Annotated in this window: 17 protein-coding genes; 9 read left to right on the forward strand and 8 right to left on the reverse strand. The window is 72.6% G+C overall.

Translation table 11 applies throughout. The features are described 5' to 3' along the window. Window positions 1-868 precede the first annotated feature (868 nt). Entirely contained in the window at window positions 869-1,267 is a 399-nt protein-coding gene (locus tag ACFVYF_RS06490) for a DUF5994 family protein (RefSeq protein ID WP_389451647.1), read from the forward strand. A gap of 57 nt (window positions 1,268-1,324) precedes the next feature. On the opposite strand, the gene ACFVYF_RS06495 is transcribed toward ACFVYF_RS06490, so the two are convergent. The 5 genes from ACFVYF_RS06495 to ACFVYF_RS06515 all read right to left on the reverse strand — a co-directional run bounded on the left by ACFVYF_RS06495 (window position 1,325) and on the right by ACFVYF_RS06515 (window position 5,460). Beyond that, window positions 1,325-1,891 (reverse strand): hypothetical protein, encoded by a 567-nt coding sequence (locus ACFVYF_RS06495; protein ID WP_389451649.1) that lies wholly within the window; start codon window positions 1,889-1,891, stop codon window positions 1,325-1,327. A gap of 975 nt (window positions 1,892-2,866) precedes the next feature. After that, window positions 2,867-3,406, reverse strand: coding sequence for a hypothetical protein (locus ACFVYF_RS06500; protein ID WP_389451651.1), 540 nt, complete (start codon window positions 3,404-3,406; stop codon window positions 2,867-2,869). A 72-nt stretch (window positions 3,407-3,478) separates the two neighbouring features. Then, a complete protein-coding gene (locus ACFVYF_RS06505) occupies window positions 3,479-4,501 on the reverse strand; it encodes a slipin family protein (RefSeq protein ID WP_389451653.1) in 1,023 nt (340 codons plus the stop codon). 120 nt (window positions 4,502-4,621) lie between these two features. After that, the gene (locus ACFVYF_RS06510; RefSeq protein ID WP_389452123.1) at window positions 4,622-4,906 is read right to left on the reverse strand and encodes a hypothetical protein; all 285 of its coding nucleotides are present in this window, start codon (window positions 4,904-4,906) and stop codon (window positions 4,622-4,624) included. Between the two features lie 5 nt (window positions 4,907-4,911). Beyond that, on the reverse strand, window positions 4,912-5,460 hold the full coding sequence (locus ACFVYF_RS06515) for a DUF5994 family protein (RefSeq protein WP_389451655.1): 549 nt from the start codon (window positions 5,458-5,460) through the stop codon (window positions 4,912-4,914). Window positions 5,461-6,207: 747 nt separating this feature from the next. On the opposite strand from ACFVYF_RS06515, the gene ACFVYF_RS06520 reads away from it, so the two are divergent. From ACFVYF_RS06520 to ACFVYF_RS06530, 3 genes are all read left to right on the forward strand, one after another. Continuing rightward, complete coding sequence (locus ACFVYF_RS06520; RefSeq protein WP_389451657.1) at window positions 6,208-6,936, forward strand: DUF4232 domain-containing protein; 729 nt, start codon at window positions 6,208-6,210, stop codon at window positions 6,934-6,936. Window positions 6,937-7,296: 360 nt separating this feature from the next. Then, window positions 7,297-8,301, forward strand: coding sequence for an ANTAR domain-containing protein (locus ACFVYF_RS06525; RefSeq protein ID WP_389451660.1), 1,005 nt, complete (start codon window positions 7,297-7,299; stop codon window positions 8,299-8,301). A gap of 80 nt (window positions 8,302-8,381) precedes the next feature. Next, window positions 8,382-9,098 (forward strand): GAF and ANTAR domain-containing protein, encoded by a 717-nt coding sequence (locus ACFVYF_RS06530; RefSeq protein ID WP_389451663.1) that lies wholly within the window; start codon window positions 8,382-8,384, stop codon window positions 9,096-9,098. 58 nt (window positions 9,099-9,156) lie between these two features. Here the strand turns inward: ACFVYF_RS06530 and ACFVYF_RS06535 are convergent, their stop codons facing one another. The 3 genes from ACFVYF_RS06535 to ACFVYF_RS06545 all read right to left on the reverse strand — a co-directional run bounded on the left by ACFVYF_RS06535 (window position 9,157) and on the right by ACFVYF_RS06545 (window position 10,426). Further along, window positions 9,157-9,330 carry a hypothetical protein gene (locus tag ACFVYF_RS06535; protein WP_389452149.1) on the reverse strand — a complete coding sequence of 58 codons (174 nt, stop codon included), beginning with the start codon at window positions 9,328-9,330 and terminating at the stop codon, window positions 9,157-9,159. 32 nt (window positions 9,331-9,362) lie between these two features. Beyond that, on the reverse strand, window positions 9,363-9,719 hold the full coding sequence (locus ACFVYF_RS06540; RefSeq protein WP_389451666.1) for a PRC-barrel domain-containing protein: 357 nt from the start codon (window positions 9,717-9,719) through the stop codon (window positions 9,363-9,365). A gap of 356 nt (window positions 9,720-10,075) precedes the next feature. After that, window positions 10,076-10,426 carry a hypothetical protein gene (locus ACFVYF_RS06545; protein WP_389451668.1) on the reverse strand — a complete coding sequence of 117 codons (351 nt, stop codon included), beginning with the start codon at window positions 10,424-10,426 and terminating at the stop codon, window positions 10,076-10,078. Window positions 10,427-10,958: 532 nt separating this feature from the next. On the opposite strand from ACFVYF_RS06545, the gene ACFVYF_RS06550 reads away from it, so the two are divergent. From ACFVYF_RS06550 to ACFVYF_RS06570, 5 genes are all read left to right on the forward strand, one after another. Next, the gene (locus ACFVYF_RS06550; RefSeq protein ID WP_389451671.1) at window positions 10,959-11,921 is read left to right on the forward strand and encodes an ABC transporter ATP-binding protein; all 963 of its coding nucleotides are present in this window, start codon (window positions 10,959-10,961) and stop codon (window positions 11,919-11,921) included. Further along, window positions 11,918-12,712 (forward strand): ABC transporter permease, encoded by a 795-nt coding sequence (locus tag ACFVYF_RS06555; RefSeq protein ID WP_389451674.1) that lies wholly within the window; start codon window positions 11,918-11,920, stop codon window positions 12,710-12,712. The genes ACFVYF_RS06550 and ACFVYF_RS06555 overlap by 4 nt, the downstream gene beginning before the upstream one ends. 73 nt (window positions 12,713-12,785) lie before the next feature. Then, complete coding sequence (locus ACFVYF_RS06560) at window positions 12,786-13,733, forward strand: ACP S-malonyltransferase (RefSeq protein ID WP_389451676.1); 948 nt, start codon at window positions 12,786-12,788, stop codon at window positions 13,731-13,733. Further along, window positions 13,720-15,246 carry a class I adenylate-forming enzyme family protein gene (locus tag ACFVYF_RS06565; protein WP_389451679.1) on the forward strand — a complete coding sequence of 509 codons (1,527 nt, stop codon included), beginning with the start codon at window positions 13,720-13,722 and terminating at the stop codon, window positions 15,244-15,246. The genes ACFVYF_RS06560 and ACFVYF_RS06565 overlap by 14 nt, the downstream gene beginning before the upstream one ends. Continuing rightward, window positions 15,227-15,481 carry an acyl carrier protein gene (locus ACFVYF_RS06570; protein WP_389451682.1) on the forward strand — a complete coding sequence of 85 codons (255 nt, stop codon included), beginning with the start codon at window positions 15,227-15,229 and terminating at the stop codon, window positions 15,479-15,481. The genes ACFVYF_RS06565 and ACFVYF_RS06570 overlap by 20 nt, the downstream gene beginning before the upstream one ends. Window positions 15,482-15,486 lie beyond the last annotated feature (5 nt).

Here is a 15,486-nt window from a genome sequence, read left to right on the forward strand (position 1 = left end):
CCCCCGTACCGCTCGCGCTCGGCGCGACGACGGCACGGGGGAGGCCGACGTCCGTCGGCCTCCGCGTCCTCTGGGCGCACCTCGCCGGTCGTGCGCCGCCCGGACACGTCGTGCGGCGCACACCGCACGGCGTGTCCGAGCGGCACACCGCTCGCCCGCGCCACGCGCGTCGCCTCGCTCGCACGGGCCACGTACACCGCACCACTTGCACGCGCCGGGTACGTTGCGCGGATCACCCGGGCCGCGGACACCGCACCACCCGCACGCGCCACGTGCGTCGCACCGCTCACCCGGGCCGCGTACACCGCACCACTCGCACGCGCCAGGTACGTCCCGCGGCTCACCCGAGCCGCGTACACCGCACCACTCGCATACGCCACGTGCGTCGCACCGCTGACCCCGGCCGTGTTCGCCGCACCGCTCGCACGCGCCGCGTACGTCGCACGGCTCACCCGAGCCGCGTACATCGCACCACTCGCACACGCCGCGTACGTCGCACGGCTCACCCAAGCCGCGTACCCCGCACCACCCACCCGCGCCGCGTACCCCGCACGGCTCACCCGAGCCGCGTACCCCGTACCACCCACCCGCGCCACGCATGCCGCATCGCGCACCCGCACGGCACAGCCCACGCGGTACGTCCGGCCCCTGGTGGCCGGCGTGCCGCTCGTGGCACCGGACGCGCACGCCGCTCGACGCATCCACGAGGACAGCCCCGGACCCCGGCCGTACCGACCGCCTCGGAGTCAAGGGCGCCTGCCTGTCTGCCGGTTCGACCGATCCGCCCCGCTCGTCCGCATCGCCCCGAGGTCCGCCGTACCCGAGCCGCCGGCCCGCCGTGCGGACGGACCCCAGACAGGAGCGCCCCATGGCCACCGTCCTGAAACCCCTGCCGCCGCAGCCCGTCGCCCGGCTGCGGCTGGCGCCGCGCAGCCCCTTCCCGCGTCCCATCGACGGGGCGTGGTGGCCCCGCTCGCGCGACCTCCTCGTCGAACTCCCGTTGCTGATCGGCGCGTTGCCCGCCGCATGGGGTCAGATCGCCGGCATCACCGTCAACTCGGCGATGTGGTTCTCGGGTCCCGGCCGCATGCTCGTCGAAGGCCATGTGGTCCGGCTGCACCGGACCGAGGGTTCGCACGGCCGGCACACGATCTGCCTGATCAGCCCCGGGCACGGGCGCTGGGACCTGCTGGTCGTGCCGCCGGAGGTCGACGCGGGGGACGCGGAGCCGCTGATGGCGGCGGCCGCGGCGGCCACCGCCCGCTGACGGAAGCGGCGCCAGGCGGTGCGGCCAAGGGAGCGACCCCGCCGCGCGGGCCGCGGATCAGCGCGGCGGTCTGCGGATCCACACCTCCCGTACCGCCGGCTCCGGCCCTGCGCCGGGGCCGAGTTCGCCGAGCCGCTGCCAGCCCCAGGAGCGCAGGGTCTCGGCCGCCGCGTTCGTCCGGCCGTCCTCGCCGGGGCGGTCCACGGCCGCGACGACCAGGTCGGTGGTGAGCCGGACGAGCAGCCGTTCGCCGAGCCGGGTCGCGACGCCCTGGCGGCGGTGGGCGGGCAGCACCATCAGCTCGGCCAGCAGGAACGTCCGCCCGGACGCGGTGAGTTCCTCGATGTCCGTCGGCAGCTCACCGCGGAAGCCTGACCACCACGCGCCGGTACGGGCCACCCGGTAGCCGTAGGCACAGGCGGCCAGCCCGGGCCCGTCGGCGACCACCATGTCGAAGTCCGTCTGCTGCACGTCCTGTTCGAACCGGCGCAGAAAGCCCTGCCGGTCGCGGTATTCGGCTCCCGCGATCCCGTGGTACGCCGCGACGTGGACGTCCGCCACGGCGTCCCGCTGTTGCTCGGCCTGCCAGCGCGACAGCCTGCGCAAGTACACCTCGGTCGTCATCCGGACCTCCCCCGGCCACGGGACGCACAGCCCCGGACCAACATCGTGACAACCCGAGCCGACGGGGTAAACCGTGCCTCACGCCACGGGGTGAACCGGGCGTCGGGATGCGGGGTCGAGCGGCCGTCGGGGCGCGGGGTGAAGCGGCCGTCGGGACGGTATCAGGCGGGCGGGTCCGGCCCGGCGCGCGCACCTCCGGCCGCCGGGTCCCCGCCCCCGCCGTTTCCTTCCGCGAAACGGCGGTCGCGCGACCGCGGAAGCCGGGGCGACGCACCCCCTTCGCCCTCCCACCGTCCTTCGGAACCCCGCTCGTAGGCGGCTTCACTCCCCGCGGCGGTGTGCTGCTCCTCGGCCGCCATGAGGGCGCTCGCGGTGAGGCGGTGATGCGGGTCGGTCGCCGCGGTCATCAGCCGGGCGGCCGAGGAGGGATTCGTACGGGTCGGGCAGGGCCGCCTGCCGTTCACCTGCCGTCCGGCATCCGTTGCGAGCGGCCGTACAGGCGGGTGTGCGAGGAGGGGTGCTCGCGGCCGTGCCGTCGGGGGCTGTGCGGACTTGGGTCGTCCGCGGGGGTGTCCACGCCCGTCCGGTTGACCTAAGGTCAATAGGGAGAGGTTCTTTCGTGAGCCTTCACCACGGTTTCGAAGTCGCCGTCGCAGTCCCCGACTTCCCGCGCCCCAGGCCCCCGGGTGCCATCGCCCCAGCTTCCCGGTCGCCGAGCCGCCCACAACCGTCCGCAGCACCCCGTACCCCTGCCGCCGCCTCGTGCCGCGGCCGGGCACTTGCCACATGTCCCCTGTTGGCATTCGCCCCGGTGCACTCCCGCGTACCGGCGCGAACCGATGGAGGACCACATGCCCTGGAACCGCCGCCCGGGGGGACGGCGCGGCAGGGCGGCGCGGTCGTCGCCGGTGACGCATCACCGGCGGCGACCGCCGCAACTCGGGGCTGTCGCACCACGGTTCGCGGTGGCCGGGGTCAGCCCGGCTCGTCCTCGTGCGAACGCCGGGCGTGCGTACCGCTGCTGGTCAGCCAGGGCCCGGCGGCGTCGGCCGGCGGATCGTCGGTCCCGGTCTCCCCGCGGAACCCCGTGTCCCCGCGGAACCCCGTGTCCCCGCGGAACCCGGTGTCCACCGTGAAGTGGAGGAGCGTACCGCTGCCGTCCTCGCCCGCCGGATAACTGCGGGGCTCGTCGCCGGAGAAGTACCGGCGAAGCACCTGGGCGACGAGCTGGGCGGTGTCGGGGTGCGCGGCGATGATGCGGACCTCGGCGAGGCCGGTCGCGGCGGGCGGCCGCTCGGCACCGGGCGAGGACACGGATGCGGGCGCCGGCTCCGGTACGCGGACGGCGGCCGGGGAGCCGGGGACCGGGTGGCCGGGGACGGGTGCCCGGGCTCTCTCACGCGCCGCCCGTGGGCCGAGCCCGCCGGGCACCGACTGGTGACGGCGGTTGCGGTCACGGAACCGCAGGACGGCCGTCTCCCGGTACGGCAGGACGGTTCTCTCTCTGTTCAGCATGACGCTCACCTCTCCTGTGCGGATGGCCGTGCCACCGGGGTGGCACGGCCACGACTGCCGCCGGCCCCGGACTCAGGGCTGTTCCACCGAGCCGTTGACGGCCGGGACGACGGGCGGGGGCGAGGCGGGCGTGACGAGGGCCTCGACGGGGTCCGCCGTGCCGAGCGCCGGGCCGTCGGTCCTGTCGTCGGTCCCGCCGTCGGTTCCGCTCTCCGCCTGGCCGTTCGGGCCGGTGTCCGCGGCGGCGTCCGCCCGGCGGTCCTTCGCGGCGTCCCGCTCGGCGTCCGACCTGGCACTGTCGTGGGCCGAGACGGCCGCGGCCGAGGCCGCGCTCTCCCGGGCCAGGAAGGTGCCGAGTTCGCCGATCGTGCTCATCAGCGGGGCCGGGAAGACGACCGTGCTGTTCTTGTCCACGCCGATCTCCACCAGGCTCTGCAGATTGCGCAGTTGGAGGGCCAGCGGGTGGGCCATCATGGTGTCCGAGGCGTCCCCGAGCGCGGCCGCGGCCAGCGACTCGCCCTCGGCGCTGATGATCTTCGCTCGCTTCTCCCGCTCGGCCTCGGCCTGGCGGGCCATCGCGCGCTTCATGCTGTCGGGGAGCTGGATGTCCTTCAGCTCGACGAGCGTGACCTCAACGCCCCAGGCGACGGTGGTCACATCGAGGGTTTCGCGGATGCCCAGGTTGATGCGGTCGGTCTCAGAGAGCGTCTCGTCGAGCGTGTGCTGGCCGACGACCTTGCGCAGGGTGGTCTGGGCGATCTGGTTGATCGCCGCGTAGACGTTCTCGATGGCGACGACCGACTTCACCGAGTCGACGACCCGGAAGTAGGCGACCGCCGACACGTCCACGCTGACGTTGTCCCGCGTGATGATCCCCTGGGACTGGATCGGCATGGTGACGATCCGCAGCGAAACCCGGTGCAGTACGTCGACGAACGGGACGATGAACCGGAGACCGGGGGCCCGGGTCCCCATCAGCCGTCCGAAGCGGAACAGCACGCCCATCTCGAACTGCTTGACGACCTTGATGGCCAGCGCGGCGGCCAGCACGGCCAGCACCACGACGATGACCAGAAGAAGAATGAATACGCCCATGCGATGCTCCTCTGCTCATGGGTGCCGGTGCGGCATCCATGAGGCCTGTGGAATGCCGGCGCTGCCCCTGCGGCGCCGATGAGGCGTGCCCGCGGGGGCACGCCTCCGGGTTGTGCGGACTCACCCGGCCTGTGAACTCGCGTCGTGCGTGCGGCGGCGCGGACGCAGTCGCCCACGGCCCCCGTCGCGGTGATCGCGACCGCCCTGGGCGGCGGCGGGAGCCTCGGGGGCGTCCGGCGACGGGAACGGGGGCTGCGCGCCGGACCCATGCCGGGTGCCGGGCAGCCGCGGGCTGTAGGTGTGCAGCGCGATTCGCTCGTCGTGCTGGGCGTTGAGCCGGTGGATGACGAGCGCCGCGACGACGATGAGAAGGATGAACGCGGCAGCGGTCAGGAACGCGTCCATGACCGTCACGTCCCCACGATCAGAGGTTCGGGCCGGCCGGGTACGACCGTCTCGGGCAGATCCGTGACGACCGCGTCCGCCGAGGCGGCGTCGTCCTCGTCCTCGTGCGCCGCCGCCATGAGCGCGCTCGCGGTCAGCGGGAGGCCCTCGTCACCGGAGGCCGCCGCCATCAGGCGCTCGGCCGAGGCGGGGCTGGTCTCGGGCGGGATCACCAGCAGGTCCCAGCGGCCGACGGAGTACGACAGCAGCAGGATCTTGTGCGGGTCGAGCTCCGCCGTGAACCAGCCGACCTTCACCACGTGTCCGTGGACGGGGATCTGGTGCGGAACCGCCGGCCAGTACGTCGGATTGACCGCGACGCGTGTGACACGGCCCCACAGGGGATCGAGTACGTCCATCAGCGCGGGCAGTTCCCGCGTCAGGTCACGGGAGCGGGGCCACCAGGCGCCGTCCAGGAGTCCCCGGGTGTCGCCCTTGGGCTTCAGCGTGATGCGGGCGGTCGAGGTCTCGGGCTGCGATTGCCGCGGCAGCCGGCGGTCGAAGGTGGCGGACATGATGCCGACCCGTCTCCGGGACGACTCGCGGACGGCCCGGTGTCACCGATTCTCACTGAGGACGATTCCGGCATGGCAGCCGGTATGCGAAGTGCCCTCGGTGTCTCAACGCTACTCCGCGACAGAGCCGAACGGACGGCCCGGCCACCCCGGGTTTCCGCGCCTGCCCGGCGGGCTGCCGGGGCGCCGTACCGGCCACCCGCGAGGGTTGCGCCCGGTTGCCGACGCGGCTTTCTCCCACCCGCCCACGTGGATTCGCCCGGGCGTTCACGCGGGTTCTCCGACCGGCCCAGGTGGGTTCACCCGGCCGCTCACGTGGGTTCCTCCGACCGGCCGCTCACGCCGCTCTCGCCCGACCGCTCACGCGAGTCTCGTCCACCAGCCCACGTGGGTCTCGCCCGGTCGCTCACGTGGGTCTCGTCCACCAGCCCACGTGGGTCTCGCCCGGTCGCTCACGTGGGTCTCGCCCGCCGCCTTCGAGTCCGCTCCAGGTGCCCCGGCCGGCCGCGCCCGTACGCCGAGCCGTCGCGCGCGTCCCGTCCCCCCGTTCCAGGCAGATCGCGTTTCCGCAGGTCAGATGTCGTGCATGCATTCCAGCGTCCCGTGCTGCCCGCGCCGCCTTGCCCTCGCCGGGTGACCCCGGTTCTCTGGTGATCACCCACCGCACCCCGGAACCGGCGGCCTGACGGCCGCGGGACCGAGACCAGGGCCGTGGGGTCCATACGACGTCATACCGGGGGGACACCCATGCGCATCACCAACAGCCGCAAGATCCTGCTCGCCGCGCTCGGCCTGACCGCCGCGCTCTCCCTCACCGCCTGCGACGGGACCGGCACCAGGGACGAGGGGGCGGCCGACTCGGCGTCGACCGCACCGTCCGGGAAGACCGCCGGCACCGCGGGCGGTTCCACGGGCGGCACCACGGGCGGTTCCACGGGCGGGGGAACGGCCGGCGGCAGCGGCGGTTCGGCCTCCGGCACCGGTTCGTCCGGCTCCTCGGCCACGGGCGGCACCGCGGGCGCCGGTTCCGGTTCCGGTACGAGCGGCAAGGCGTCCATGTGCCGCACCGACGAGCTCGAGGTCTACGCCGTGGACAACACGACCGACAAAAAGGAGGGCGTCGTCACCGTCCAGTTCAAGAACGGCGGCGGACGCGACTGCTCCGTCAACGGATACGCGGGCGTCGACCTGAAGACCGCCGACGGGTCCACGATCTCCGTCGACCGCAACGGCGAGAAGGCCTACCCCTCGGTCCTCAAGGACGGCGAGTCGGCCGCTTTCAACATCACCTTCCCGGTCAACAACACCGGTGGCTCAGGCGTCCGCCCGACCAAGATCCTGGTCACGCCGCCGAACGAGACCAAGTACGTCGGCGTCGCCTGGCCCGCCGGTTCGCTGCCGGCCTCCGACGGCTCCGGTGGCGTCAAGCTCGCCATCGGCCCGGCGAACAAGGTGAGCGACTCTCCGGCCGGCTGAACCCCGGTCCTCTCGGGAAGCCCACAGCCCCGGCGGCAGGTACGCGTACGCCGCCGAGGGCCGCCCGGCGTGCCCGCCCGGCGACTATGCTGAAAAACGTGGAGCCCCGGACCCCGACGGCGCAGGACCGGTCGGAGGCCACGCCCGCGGTGAGCGGTCCCTCGCACGGTCGCCGCGGACTCTCCTGCCGCGAACCACGGCCCGGACGCCACCACTTGGAGGGTCTCGTGAACCGAGACACGTCATGTTCCTTCCCCCGCTGACCTCGTCGCAGGGGAATCCGGCCGTGCCCCGCGACCGGGACGCGGCCCTGCTCCGCGGGGAGCTCTCCCACCGGCGCGGTACCCGTCGGGCCGTCCGATGAGCGCCGGACGGTCGTCCCGGATCACGCTGCTGGTGGCCGAAGCGGCGGCCAGACGCAGAGCGAAGGTCGGCGTCGTGGACGTGTGCACGGCCGCGGTGGACGCACTGCCGATCGGTGGTGCCGGCCTTTCGGCCAGGTCCCGCACCGGGCCGGGCCACCCGTTGTGCAGCACGGACGAGATCAGCGAACGCCTGGAGGAGCTGCAGCTCACGCTCGGCGAGGGCCCCTGCGTCGACGCCTTCACCCTCGGACTCGCGGTGCTGGCGCCCGATCTGCGCACCGCCGAAATGCGGGCCCGCTGGCCCGTGTTCACGGTCGCGGCCATCGACGCGGGCGCCGCCGCGGTCTTCGCCCTGCCCCTGCAGATCGGGGCCATCAGCCCCGGCGTCCTCGACCTGTACGCGGATGCCCCCGTCGAGCTGGACGCCGAACACCTGGCGGACGCGCGGGCCTTCGCGGACTGCGCCACCCTGGTGCTGCTCGACACCAGGATCGAGGAGTCGGCCGCTGTCCGGGGCGGGCCGCTCCGGCACGGCCGCGGCGAGGACCTGGGCCGCTACCGCGCCGAGATCGACCAGGCCAGCGGCATGCTCACCGTCCAGCTGGGGGTCGGCATCGAGGAGGCCTTCGTACGGCTGCGCGCCTACGCCTACGCGCACGGGCGCCGGCTCGCCGACGTCGCGGCCGACGTGGTGGGCCGCCGCCTCCGCCTCGAGCCCGACCCGCCCACGGGCCCGAGTACGCCCACGGATCCGAGTACGCCCAGGGGCCCGAGTAAGCCCGCGGGCCCGAGTAAGCCCACGGGCCCGAGTAAGCCCACGGACCCGAGCAAACCCACGGACCCGAGCAAACCCGCGGGCCCGAACACGCGCCCGGCTTCCGATCCGCCCGCGGCGACGGACGTACCACCGGAAAGAGCTCCGACCGCGGCGGCCGGCCTTCACGAGGGTCCGGATACCACCCCGGACGCGACGCCCGAAGGAACGCATGATGAGAGCTGACGTGGTGCCACGAGCCCCCGACCGACCCCTGCTTCCCGCGTCCTCCCGGCGAGGCCGGCTTCCCAGAGAGGATGTGCACGATGGATGAACGACTGCTCGCCAGGACGTTCGTCGAATTGGCCGACAACCTGGTCGCCGACTTCGACCTGGTGGATTTCCTGCGTCTGCTGACCGACCGCTGTGTGAGCATGCTCGACGTGAGCGCGGCCGGTGTGCTGCTGGCCGGCCCGGACGGCGAACTGCGCGTCATGGCCGCCTCCGACGAACAGGTGCGTCTCCTGGAGCTCTTCCAGCTGCAGAGCGACGAGGGCCCCTGCCTGGAGTGCTTCCGTACGGGAGCGCCGGTGACGGTGCCCGATCTGCGCGAGAAGGCCCATGCATGGCCCCACTTCACCGAGGCGGCACGGCTGTGCGGTTTCGGGGCGGTCCAGGCCCTGCCGATGCGGCTGCGGCACGAGGTCGTCGGCGCCCTGAACCTCTTCCGCGCCACCCCGGGCCCCTTCGACCCGGCCGACACACCGCTCGCCCAGGCCCTCGCCGACGTGGCGACGATCAGCCTGCTGCAACAGCGTTCCGCGGAGCGCAGCACCGTCCTCAACGAACAGCTCCAGACGGCCCTGCACAGCCGCGTCCTGATCGAGCAGGCCAAGGGCAAGCTCGCCGAACGCCTGGGCCTGGACATGGAAGAGGCCTTCAGTGCGCTGCGCTCGTACGCCCGCGCCCACAACCGCCGGCTGTCCGATCTGGCCCGCGCTTTCGTCGACGGCTCCGAACCCCTGCCGGACCTGACGTCCTGACCGCACCACCAGTGCGCCGGCGGGTGCACCCACAACCGTCGCCCGGTCGGCCGCGCGCTCAGCGCAAGGGGCGCCGCTTGGCGCGCCGGGACAGCCGCACGCCGGCGATGACCACATCGAGCACGAGGACCGCGATGCCGATGGCCAGCAGATAGCCCAGGCCCGAGGCCGCCACTCCGATGATGCCCAGGATGACGGCCACGAGGACGAGCAGCAGGAAGAGCACCATCACGCGAACAACTCCCTCGGACGTGCGGCCACCGCTCAGCGGCGGGCGAGCTGCCGTTCGCCGGCCGCTCCCGGCTTGTAGGTCATGCCGTAGTACTGGAAGATCGACTCCTCCTGCTCGGCGGGCAGGATGTCGTCCGTGCCGATCGAAGGCGCCTTGCGCACCTGGTTCTTGGCGAAGGAGACCTTCAGGTAGCCGGGGCCGAGGACCGCTTCGTCGACGGGGACGAAGACCAGGCGCTGGCGGGTGGGCAGTCCGGCCCGGACGGTGGCCATGGCCGGTTCGTCGGTGGCGGTGTCGACGTAGACCGCTTCGAGCACGCCGATCTTGTGCCCCTTGGAGTCGACGACGTCGTGATTGCGCCACTCGCGGATGTCGGCTGCCTGGATCATGCCTTGTCCCTCCTGTTCGGGGCACCGCCCGGTGCGCGCCTGTCCACGGCCGAGACAACGACTCCGGCGCGCATACGCCGGAGTCGCCCTTCCGGGCGGTTCACGTGAGCGTGAGCCAACCCGAAATCAATGTTACTGCGATCAAGGCGGCCCAGTCGGTTCCGGAGCGCGCAAAAGCGTTTCTCTGTATCTGCTGATCCGCGGGCCATTTCGTCGCGTCCGGCGATATGGCCCGAACAGATCTTCATTCCTTTTCCCGGTACGGCACCGGTGGGTTCCCGGCGCGTTCCCGATGGTTTCTCCGGCGTTGTCGGTGGTTTCTCCGGCGTTGCCGGTCCGGTGCCCCCGCTCGCCGATTACATGCGCAGCAGGCGTTCGGTGATCTCCCGGTACTGCCCGAGGGCCAGCCGCAGTTCGTCCGAGCGGGCTTCGGGTGTCTGGCCCTCCCAGCCCTCCCGCAGGAGGCGCCGCCGCTCCGCCAGGGTGTTCACGAGGTGGGCGGCGACTTCGTCGAAGGTGCCCTCGGCCTCTTCCAGGGCCTCGCGCGGGCTGTCGCCGAAGTCGTGGAGGGCGTGCCGGAGGCGCTGGGTGAGCCGGGACCGTTCGTCCGCCGGGAGCAGGGGCTCCGGGCCGCTCGGGGTGCGGCGCAGGGCCGAACCGGAGTTCTTGTCGGCGGGCTGCTGGGCGCGTGCCTGGTCGTACATCATTTGTGTGCCACTTTCCCAAATCGAAGATCGGCAGAATCCATGACGTCGCCGGACCTCCAGAGCGCGGGGAATTCATTCGTCCGCGGGGCCCAGGCGAAGCGGGGAAGGTGGAATGTCCCGGCCGGACAATCCCGGGACATGGCCCTGCACCGTGTCATCAGTGAACGCCCGGTGATGGCCCGTGTCAACGCGGGTCCCGGCCGTGGTGAGCGACCGGAGCGGGGCCCGGCGGAGGGCCTCGTGCACCGCCCTCGCCCGCGAACCTCCTCAGGAGCGGCTTCACGCCAACTCCCGCGCGGGTGATGAAGTCGCCCTGCGGACAGGGGAGTTCACGCCCCCGGTCCCGAACGGCCGGGGCGGGCGCGGGTGGACGGCCGCTCCGGCCCGGCGTGCGGGCACCGTCCGAGGGCGGTGTCCCGGAGCCGGATAGGGCCTCGATAGGCGGCTGGTAGTGGCTCCGGTTCGGGCGGATAGGGGGGCGCGCAAGAGTGAATCCCGCCAAGGCGACATCCGTTGAATCGTGAGGACTCAGATGACGATCGAAACCCAAGCCCGTCCGGCACCGAGGGAGGTGACCTCTCCGGATGCCGCCGTGCTCAGCACGGTCGTCAAGCGCTTCGCCAACGCCAAGGGCGAGGAGTTCACCGCCGTCAACGGGCTGGACCTGCGGATCCGACGCGGTGAGGTCGTCGCGTTCCTCGGTCCGAACGGCGCCGGCAAGACGACCACCATCGACATGCTCCTCGGGCTCACCCGGCCCGACTCGGGACAGGTGGAGCTGTTCGGGATGGCGCCGCGGCAGGCGGTGCGTGCCGGCCGGGTCGCGGCGGTCCTCCAGTCAGGAGGCCTGCTGCCGGACCTGACCGTCGAGGCCACCGTGCACATGCTCGGTTCGCTGCACCCCGGCGCCGACCCGGAGCAGGTCATGAGCCGGGCCGCGGTCACCTCCCTGCGGCACCGCAGGGTCGCCGAGTGCTCGGGCGGTGAGCAGCAGCGGGTGCGGTTCGCCCTGGCGCTGCTGTCCGACCCCGACTTCCTGGTCCTCGACGAGCCCACCGCCGGTATGGACGTCTCCGCCCGCCGGGAGTTCTGGGCCACCGTCCGCGAGGACGCCGGCCGTGGCATGACGGTCATGTTCGCCACGCACTACATGGAGGAGGCCGACCAGTTCGCCGACCGGGTGGTGATGATCGACCGGGGAGAGGTCGTGGCCGACGGCTCCGCGTCGTCGATCCGCGCCGCCACGAGCGGACGTACCGTCTCGGCCCTGATCGGCCCGGGCGAGGCCGCCGCGGTCGCCGCGCGGGCCGCCGTCCGCTCCGTCACGCGCCGCGGTGAGCGTCACTTCTTCGACTGCACCGACTCGGACGCCCTGCTGCGGGCGCTGGTCACCGAGACCTCCGCCACGGAGATCGAGGTCACCCCGCGCAGTCTTGAAGAGGCCTTCGTGGCCATCACCGGCCCCGGCCGCACCGCCCAGGAGGGGCCCCGATGACCACCCTCGCGGCGCCCGGCGCCGGCCCCCGCACCTCGCCCTTCAGCGGGGTGAACCCCACCTTCGTCCGCTACGAACTGCGGCGCCGGTTCAACCGGCAGACCACGATCTTCACCCTGCTGCTCCCCGCGGTCCTCTATCTCGCCCTGTTCCGCACCAGTCCGGCCCACGCGACCCTGCCGCACGGCAACTTCGCCGCCTGGATGATGATCGGCCTGGCCGTGTACGGCGCGGCGATGGCGGCCACCAGCGCGGCGGCCACCATCTCGGTCGAGCGGTCCGTCGGCTGGATGCGCACCATCGCGCTGAGCCCGCTCGCCCCGCCCGGCTATCTGCTGGTGAAGGTGGTGTGCTCGGTGGTCATGGCCGCCGTGCCGGTGGCGATCGTCGGGGTGCTCGGTTACGTCACCGGTGCGCGCGCCGATGCCGAGGTCTGGGTGACCTCGCTGCTCGTCGCCTGGATCGGAGCGGCGGTCTTCGCGGCGCTCGGCATCGCGATGGGCCTGGCGCTGAAGCCCGAGGTCGTGATGCACATGCCGGGACTGACCATGACCGCGCTCGCCTTCCTCGGCAACCTGTTCATCCCGCTCAGCGGGACCATGCTCGACATCTCGCGGTTCACGCCGATGTACGGGGTGTCGACCCTCGCCCGCTACGCCCTCACCGACGGCTACTCGTTCAGCGGTGAGCACTCCAGCCTCTCGGGTGCCGTGTTCAACATCGTCGCCTGGTTCGCCGGGTTCTCGTTCCTGGCGGTCCGCCGGTTCGCCAAGAGCACCGGGCGCCTCTAGCCAGTCCGTCCGTACCGCACCGCTCGCCGAGCGCCGTGCGTCGGGTACGCAACACGAAAGGGGGATAGAACACATGTTCGGAATAGTTGCGCCGGGTCAGGGATCACAGACACCTGGAATGCTGGCCGGCTGGTTGCGTGACCCGGTCCACGCCGAGCGGGTACGGGCCTGGTCCGAGGCCGCCGACTGCGACCTCGTCCACTTGGGCACCAAGGCCTCGGCCGCGGAGATCGCCCGGACCGAGAACACCCAGCCGCTGCTGGTCGCCCAGGGAGTGCTCGCCCACGAGGCGCTGGCCGGGGCGGTGTCCGCGGGGGACGCGGTGGTCGCCGGCCATTCGGTCGGCGAGCTCACCGCGGCGGTGTACGCCGGAGTGCTGAGCGCCGCCGACGCCGTGCGCCTCGCCGCCATCCGCGGTCGTGCCATGGCCGCCGCCTGCGCCGAGGCACCCACCTCGATGGCGGCGGTGGTCGGCGGGGACGAGCCCGAGGTGCTCGCCCGGATCGGCGAACTCGGCCTCACCGCGGCCACGTTCAACGGCCCCGGCCAGATCGTGGCCGCGGGAGCGCTCGAGGACCTACGGCTGCTGACCGCCGCGCCGCCCCGCGGGGCGACGGTCAAGGCGCTCACGGTCGCGGGCGCCTTCCACACCCCGTACATGGAGTCGGCGCGGCGGACGGTCGCCGCCGCCGCCGCGGCCATCCACTTCGAACGGCCGCGCGGCCTGCTGCTCTCGAACGCCGACGGAGAAGTGGTGGACACCCCCGAGGTGATCCGGCAGCGGCTCGTCGACCAGGTGGTACGTCCGGTGCGCTGGGACCTGTGCCTGGGCACGCTCGCCCGGCTGGCGCCCGCGGTCACCCTCTCGCTGCCGCCCGCCCGCACCCTCGCGAGCATCCTCAAGCGCCAGCACCCCGGACTTGACGTCCTGTCCGTCAACTCGGCCCGGGACCTCGACAAGGCCCGTACCCGCCTCGGCGAGGCCGTCGGCCGAGGGGAGCCCGTCCATGCTGGTCGCTGACCTCCTCGACCGTCCGCGCGCCGAGCGCGCCGGCCACCCCGCGGTCGTCGACACCGACGGCACCCTCACCTATCGCGAGTTCGGCACCGCCGTCGACCGGACCGTCGGATGGCTGCGCGGCCAGGGCGTGACCACCGGCCAGCGGGTCGTCTACGCCGGCGGCAACGACCGCGCCTTCCTCACCTTCTTCTACGCCACCCTCCGGACGGGCGCCGTCTTCGTCCCCGTACACCCGGAATTGACGGACCATCAGGTCGGCGCGATCGTCGACGACTGCGGGGCCGCCCTGGCCATCTGCTCGCCCGCGGCGGGCGCCCGCGCCGGACGCACGGTCGACGTGGCCCGGGCCCGGCAGGAAGCCGAACACGCGGACGCCGACGCCTTCACCGCCCAACTGCCGGACGACAGCGTCGCCATGCTGATCTACACCTCCGGCACCACCGGCCGGCCCAAGGGCGTGATCTGCCCGCACCGGCAGATGATCGCGGCGGCCGAGGCGGTCAACGCCTGTCTGCGGTACGACGCCGACGACGTCGTCCTGTGCAGGCTGCCGCTCTCCTTCGACTACGGCCTCTACCAGGCCCTGCTCTGCGCCCTCACCGGCGGCACGCTCGTCCTGGCCGAACGCAGCAGCGACGTGGGCCTGTTGCGGATCATCGAGCGGCACGGCGTCACCGTCGTCCCGCTGGTGCCCTCCCTCGCCCAGATCCTCACCCTGCTGCAGCGCAAGCTGCGCCGGCCGACGAAGGTGCGCCTGTTCACCAACACGGGCGCCCGGCCGGGCCGGGCCATCATGTCCGAACTCCTCGACGCCTTCCCCGGTTCGGGCTTCGCCTCGATGTACGGCATGACCGAGTGCAAGCGCATCTCGATCCTGGACCCCGCCGAATACGCGACCCACCCCGAGTCGGTCGGCCGGCCCATCCCCGGCGACCAGGTGCGGATCGTGGACGGCGACAAGCACGACCTCGGACCCGAGGAGACCGGCGAGATCGTCGTGTCGGGCACCACGGTGATGGCCGGCTACTGGCGGATTCCGCTCGACGAGCAGAGCCGCTACGTCCGCCGGGCCGACGGCTCGCTCGAACTGCACACCGGCGACCAGGGATACCTCGACGCCGACGGCCGGCTCTACTTCGTCGGCCGCGACGACGACATGATCAAACGGCGCGGGATCCGCCTCGGCCTGACCGAGATCGAGGACGCCGCGGAGCGGATCCCCGGGGTGACCGCGGCGGTGGCCCTGCGACCCGAGCCCGAGGACGGGCCGCTGCACCTCGCGGTGCAGACCGGCCTGCCGGTGGAGGAGGTCCGCGACCACCTCGCCGGACGGCTCGACCGCGCCCGGATGCCCGATGTCATCACCCGCATCGACGCCGTACCCCTCACCGCGAACGGCAAGCCCGACCGCAAGGCCGCCCGGCGCCTGATCGATCCGCCGGCCGGCGACCGGCACACACCCAAGCCTTCCATCGCACAGACGAGGACGTCTCATGAACCAGTCGCAGTTTGACCAGCTCGTCGAGCAGATCTGCGCCGTCACGGTCACGGATCCGGAGAAGCCCCTCGTGGACCTCGGCGTGGACTCGCTGCACACGGTCGCCCTGGTGATGGCCGTCGAGGAGGAGTACGGCGTCGAGATCGACCCGGACGTGCTCGCCGACCCCGCGCTCACCTCCCCGGCCGACCTGTGGCGCTCCGTGCACGCGCAGGCGGCGGCCTCGATACCGGCGACAGCCAGGAACTGATACCC

Source organism: Streptomyces sp. NPDC058274, assembly GCF_042881375.1.
Classification (GTDB): domain Bacteria; phylum Actinomycetota; class Actinomycetes; order Streptomycetales; family Streptomycetaceae; genus Streptomyces.

Coding starts and splice junctions, on each gene's coding strand:
- ACFVYF_RS06490 (WP_389451647.1), top strand. CDS start 869: ATGGCCACCGTCCTGAAACCCCTGCCGCCGCAGCCCGTCGCCCGGCTG.
- ACFVYF_RS06555 (WP_389451674.1), top strand. CDS start 11,918: ATGACCACCCTCGCGGCGCCCGGCGCCGGCCCCCGCACCTCGCCCTTC.
- ACFVYF_RS06525 (WP_389451660.1), top strand. CDS start 7,297: ATGAGCGCCGGACGGTCGTCCCGGATCACGCTGCTGGTGGCCGAAGCG.
- ACFVYF_RS06570 (WP_389451682.1), top strand. CDS start 15,227: ATGAACCAGTCGCAGTTTGACCAGCTCGTCGAGCAGATCTGCGCCGTC.
- ACFVYF_RS06530 (WP_389451663.1), top strand. CDS start 8,382: ATGGATGAACGACTGCTCGCCAGGACGTTCGTCGAATTGGCCGACAAC.
- ACFVYF_RS06500 (WP_389451651.1), bottom strand. CDS start 3,406: ATGCTGAACAGAGAGAGAACCGTCCTGCCGTACCGGGAGACGGCCGTC.
- ACFVYF_RS06545 (WP_389451668.1), bottom strand. CDS start 10,426: ATGATGTACGACCAGGCACGCGCCCAGCAGCCCGCCGACAAGAACTCC.
- ACFVYF_RS06505 (WP_389451653.1), bottom strand. CDS start 4,501: ATGGGCGTATTCATTCTTCTTCTGGTCATCGTCGTGGTGCTGGCCGTG.
- ACFVYF_RS06510 (WP_389452123.1), bottom strand. CDS start 4,906: ATGGACGCGTTCCTGACCGCTGCCGCGTTCATCCTTCTCATCGTCGTC.
- ACFVYF_RS06520 (WP_389451657.1), top strand. CDS start 6,208: ATGCGCATCACCAACAGCCGCAAGATCCTGCTCGCCGCGCTCGGCCTG.
- ACFVYF_RS06560 (WP_389451676.1), top strand. CDS start 12,786: ATGTTCGGAATAGTTGCGCCGGGTCAGGGATCACAGACACCTGGAATG.
- ACFVYF_RS06565 (WP_389451679.1), top strand. CDS start 13,720: ATGCTGGTCGCTGACCTCCTCGACCGTCCGCGCGCCGAGCGCGCCGGC.
- ACFVYF_RS06550 (WP_389451671.1), top strand. CDS start 10,959: ATGACGATCGAAACCCAAGCCCGTCCGGCACCGAGGGAGGTGACCTCT.
- ACFVYF_RS06540 (WP_389451666.1), bottom strand. CDS start 9,719: ATGATCCAGGCAGCCGACATCCGCGAGTGGCGCAATCACGACGTCGTC.
- ACFVYF_RS06495 (WP_389451649.1), bottom strand. CDS start 1,891: ATGACGACCGAGGTGTACTTGCGCAGGCTGTCGCGCTGGCAGGCCGAG.
- ACFVYF_RS06515 (WP_389451655.1), bottom strand. CDS start 5,460: ATGTCCGCCACCTTCGACCGCCGGCTGCCGCGGCAATCGCAGCCCGAG.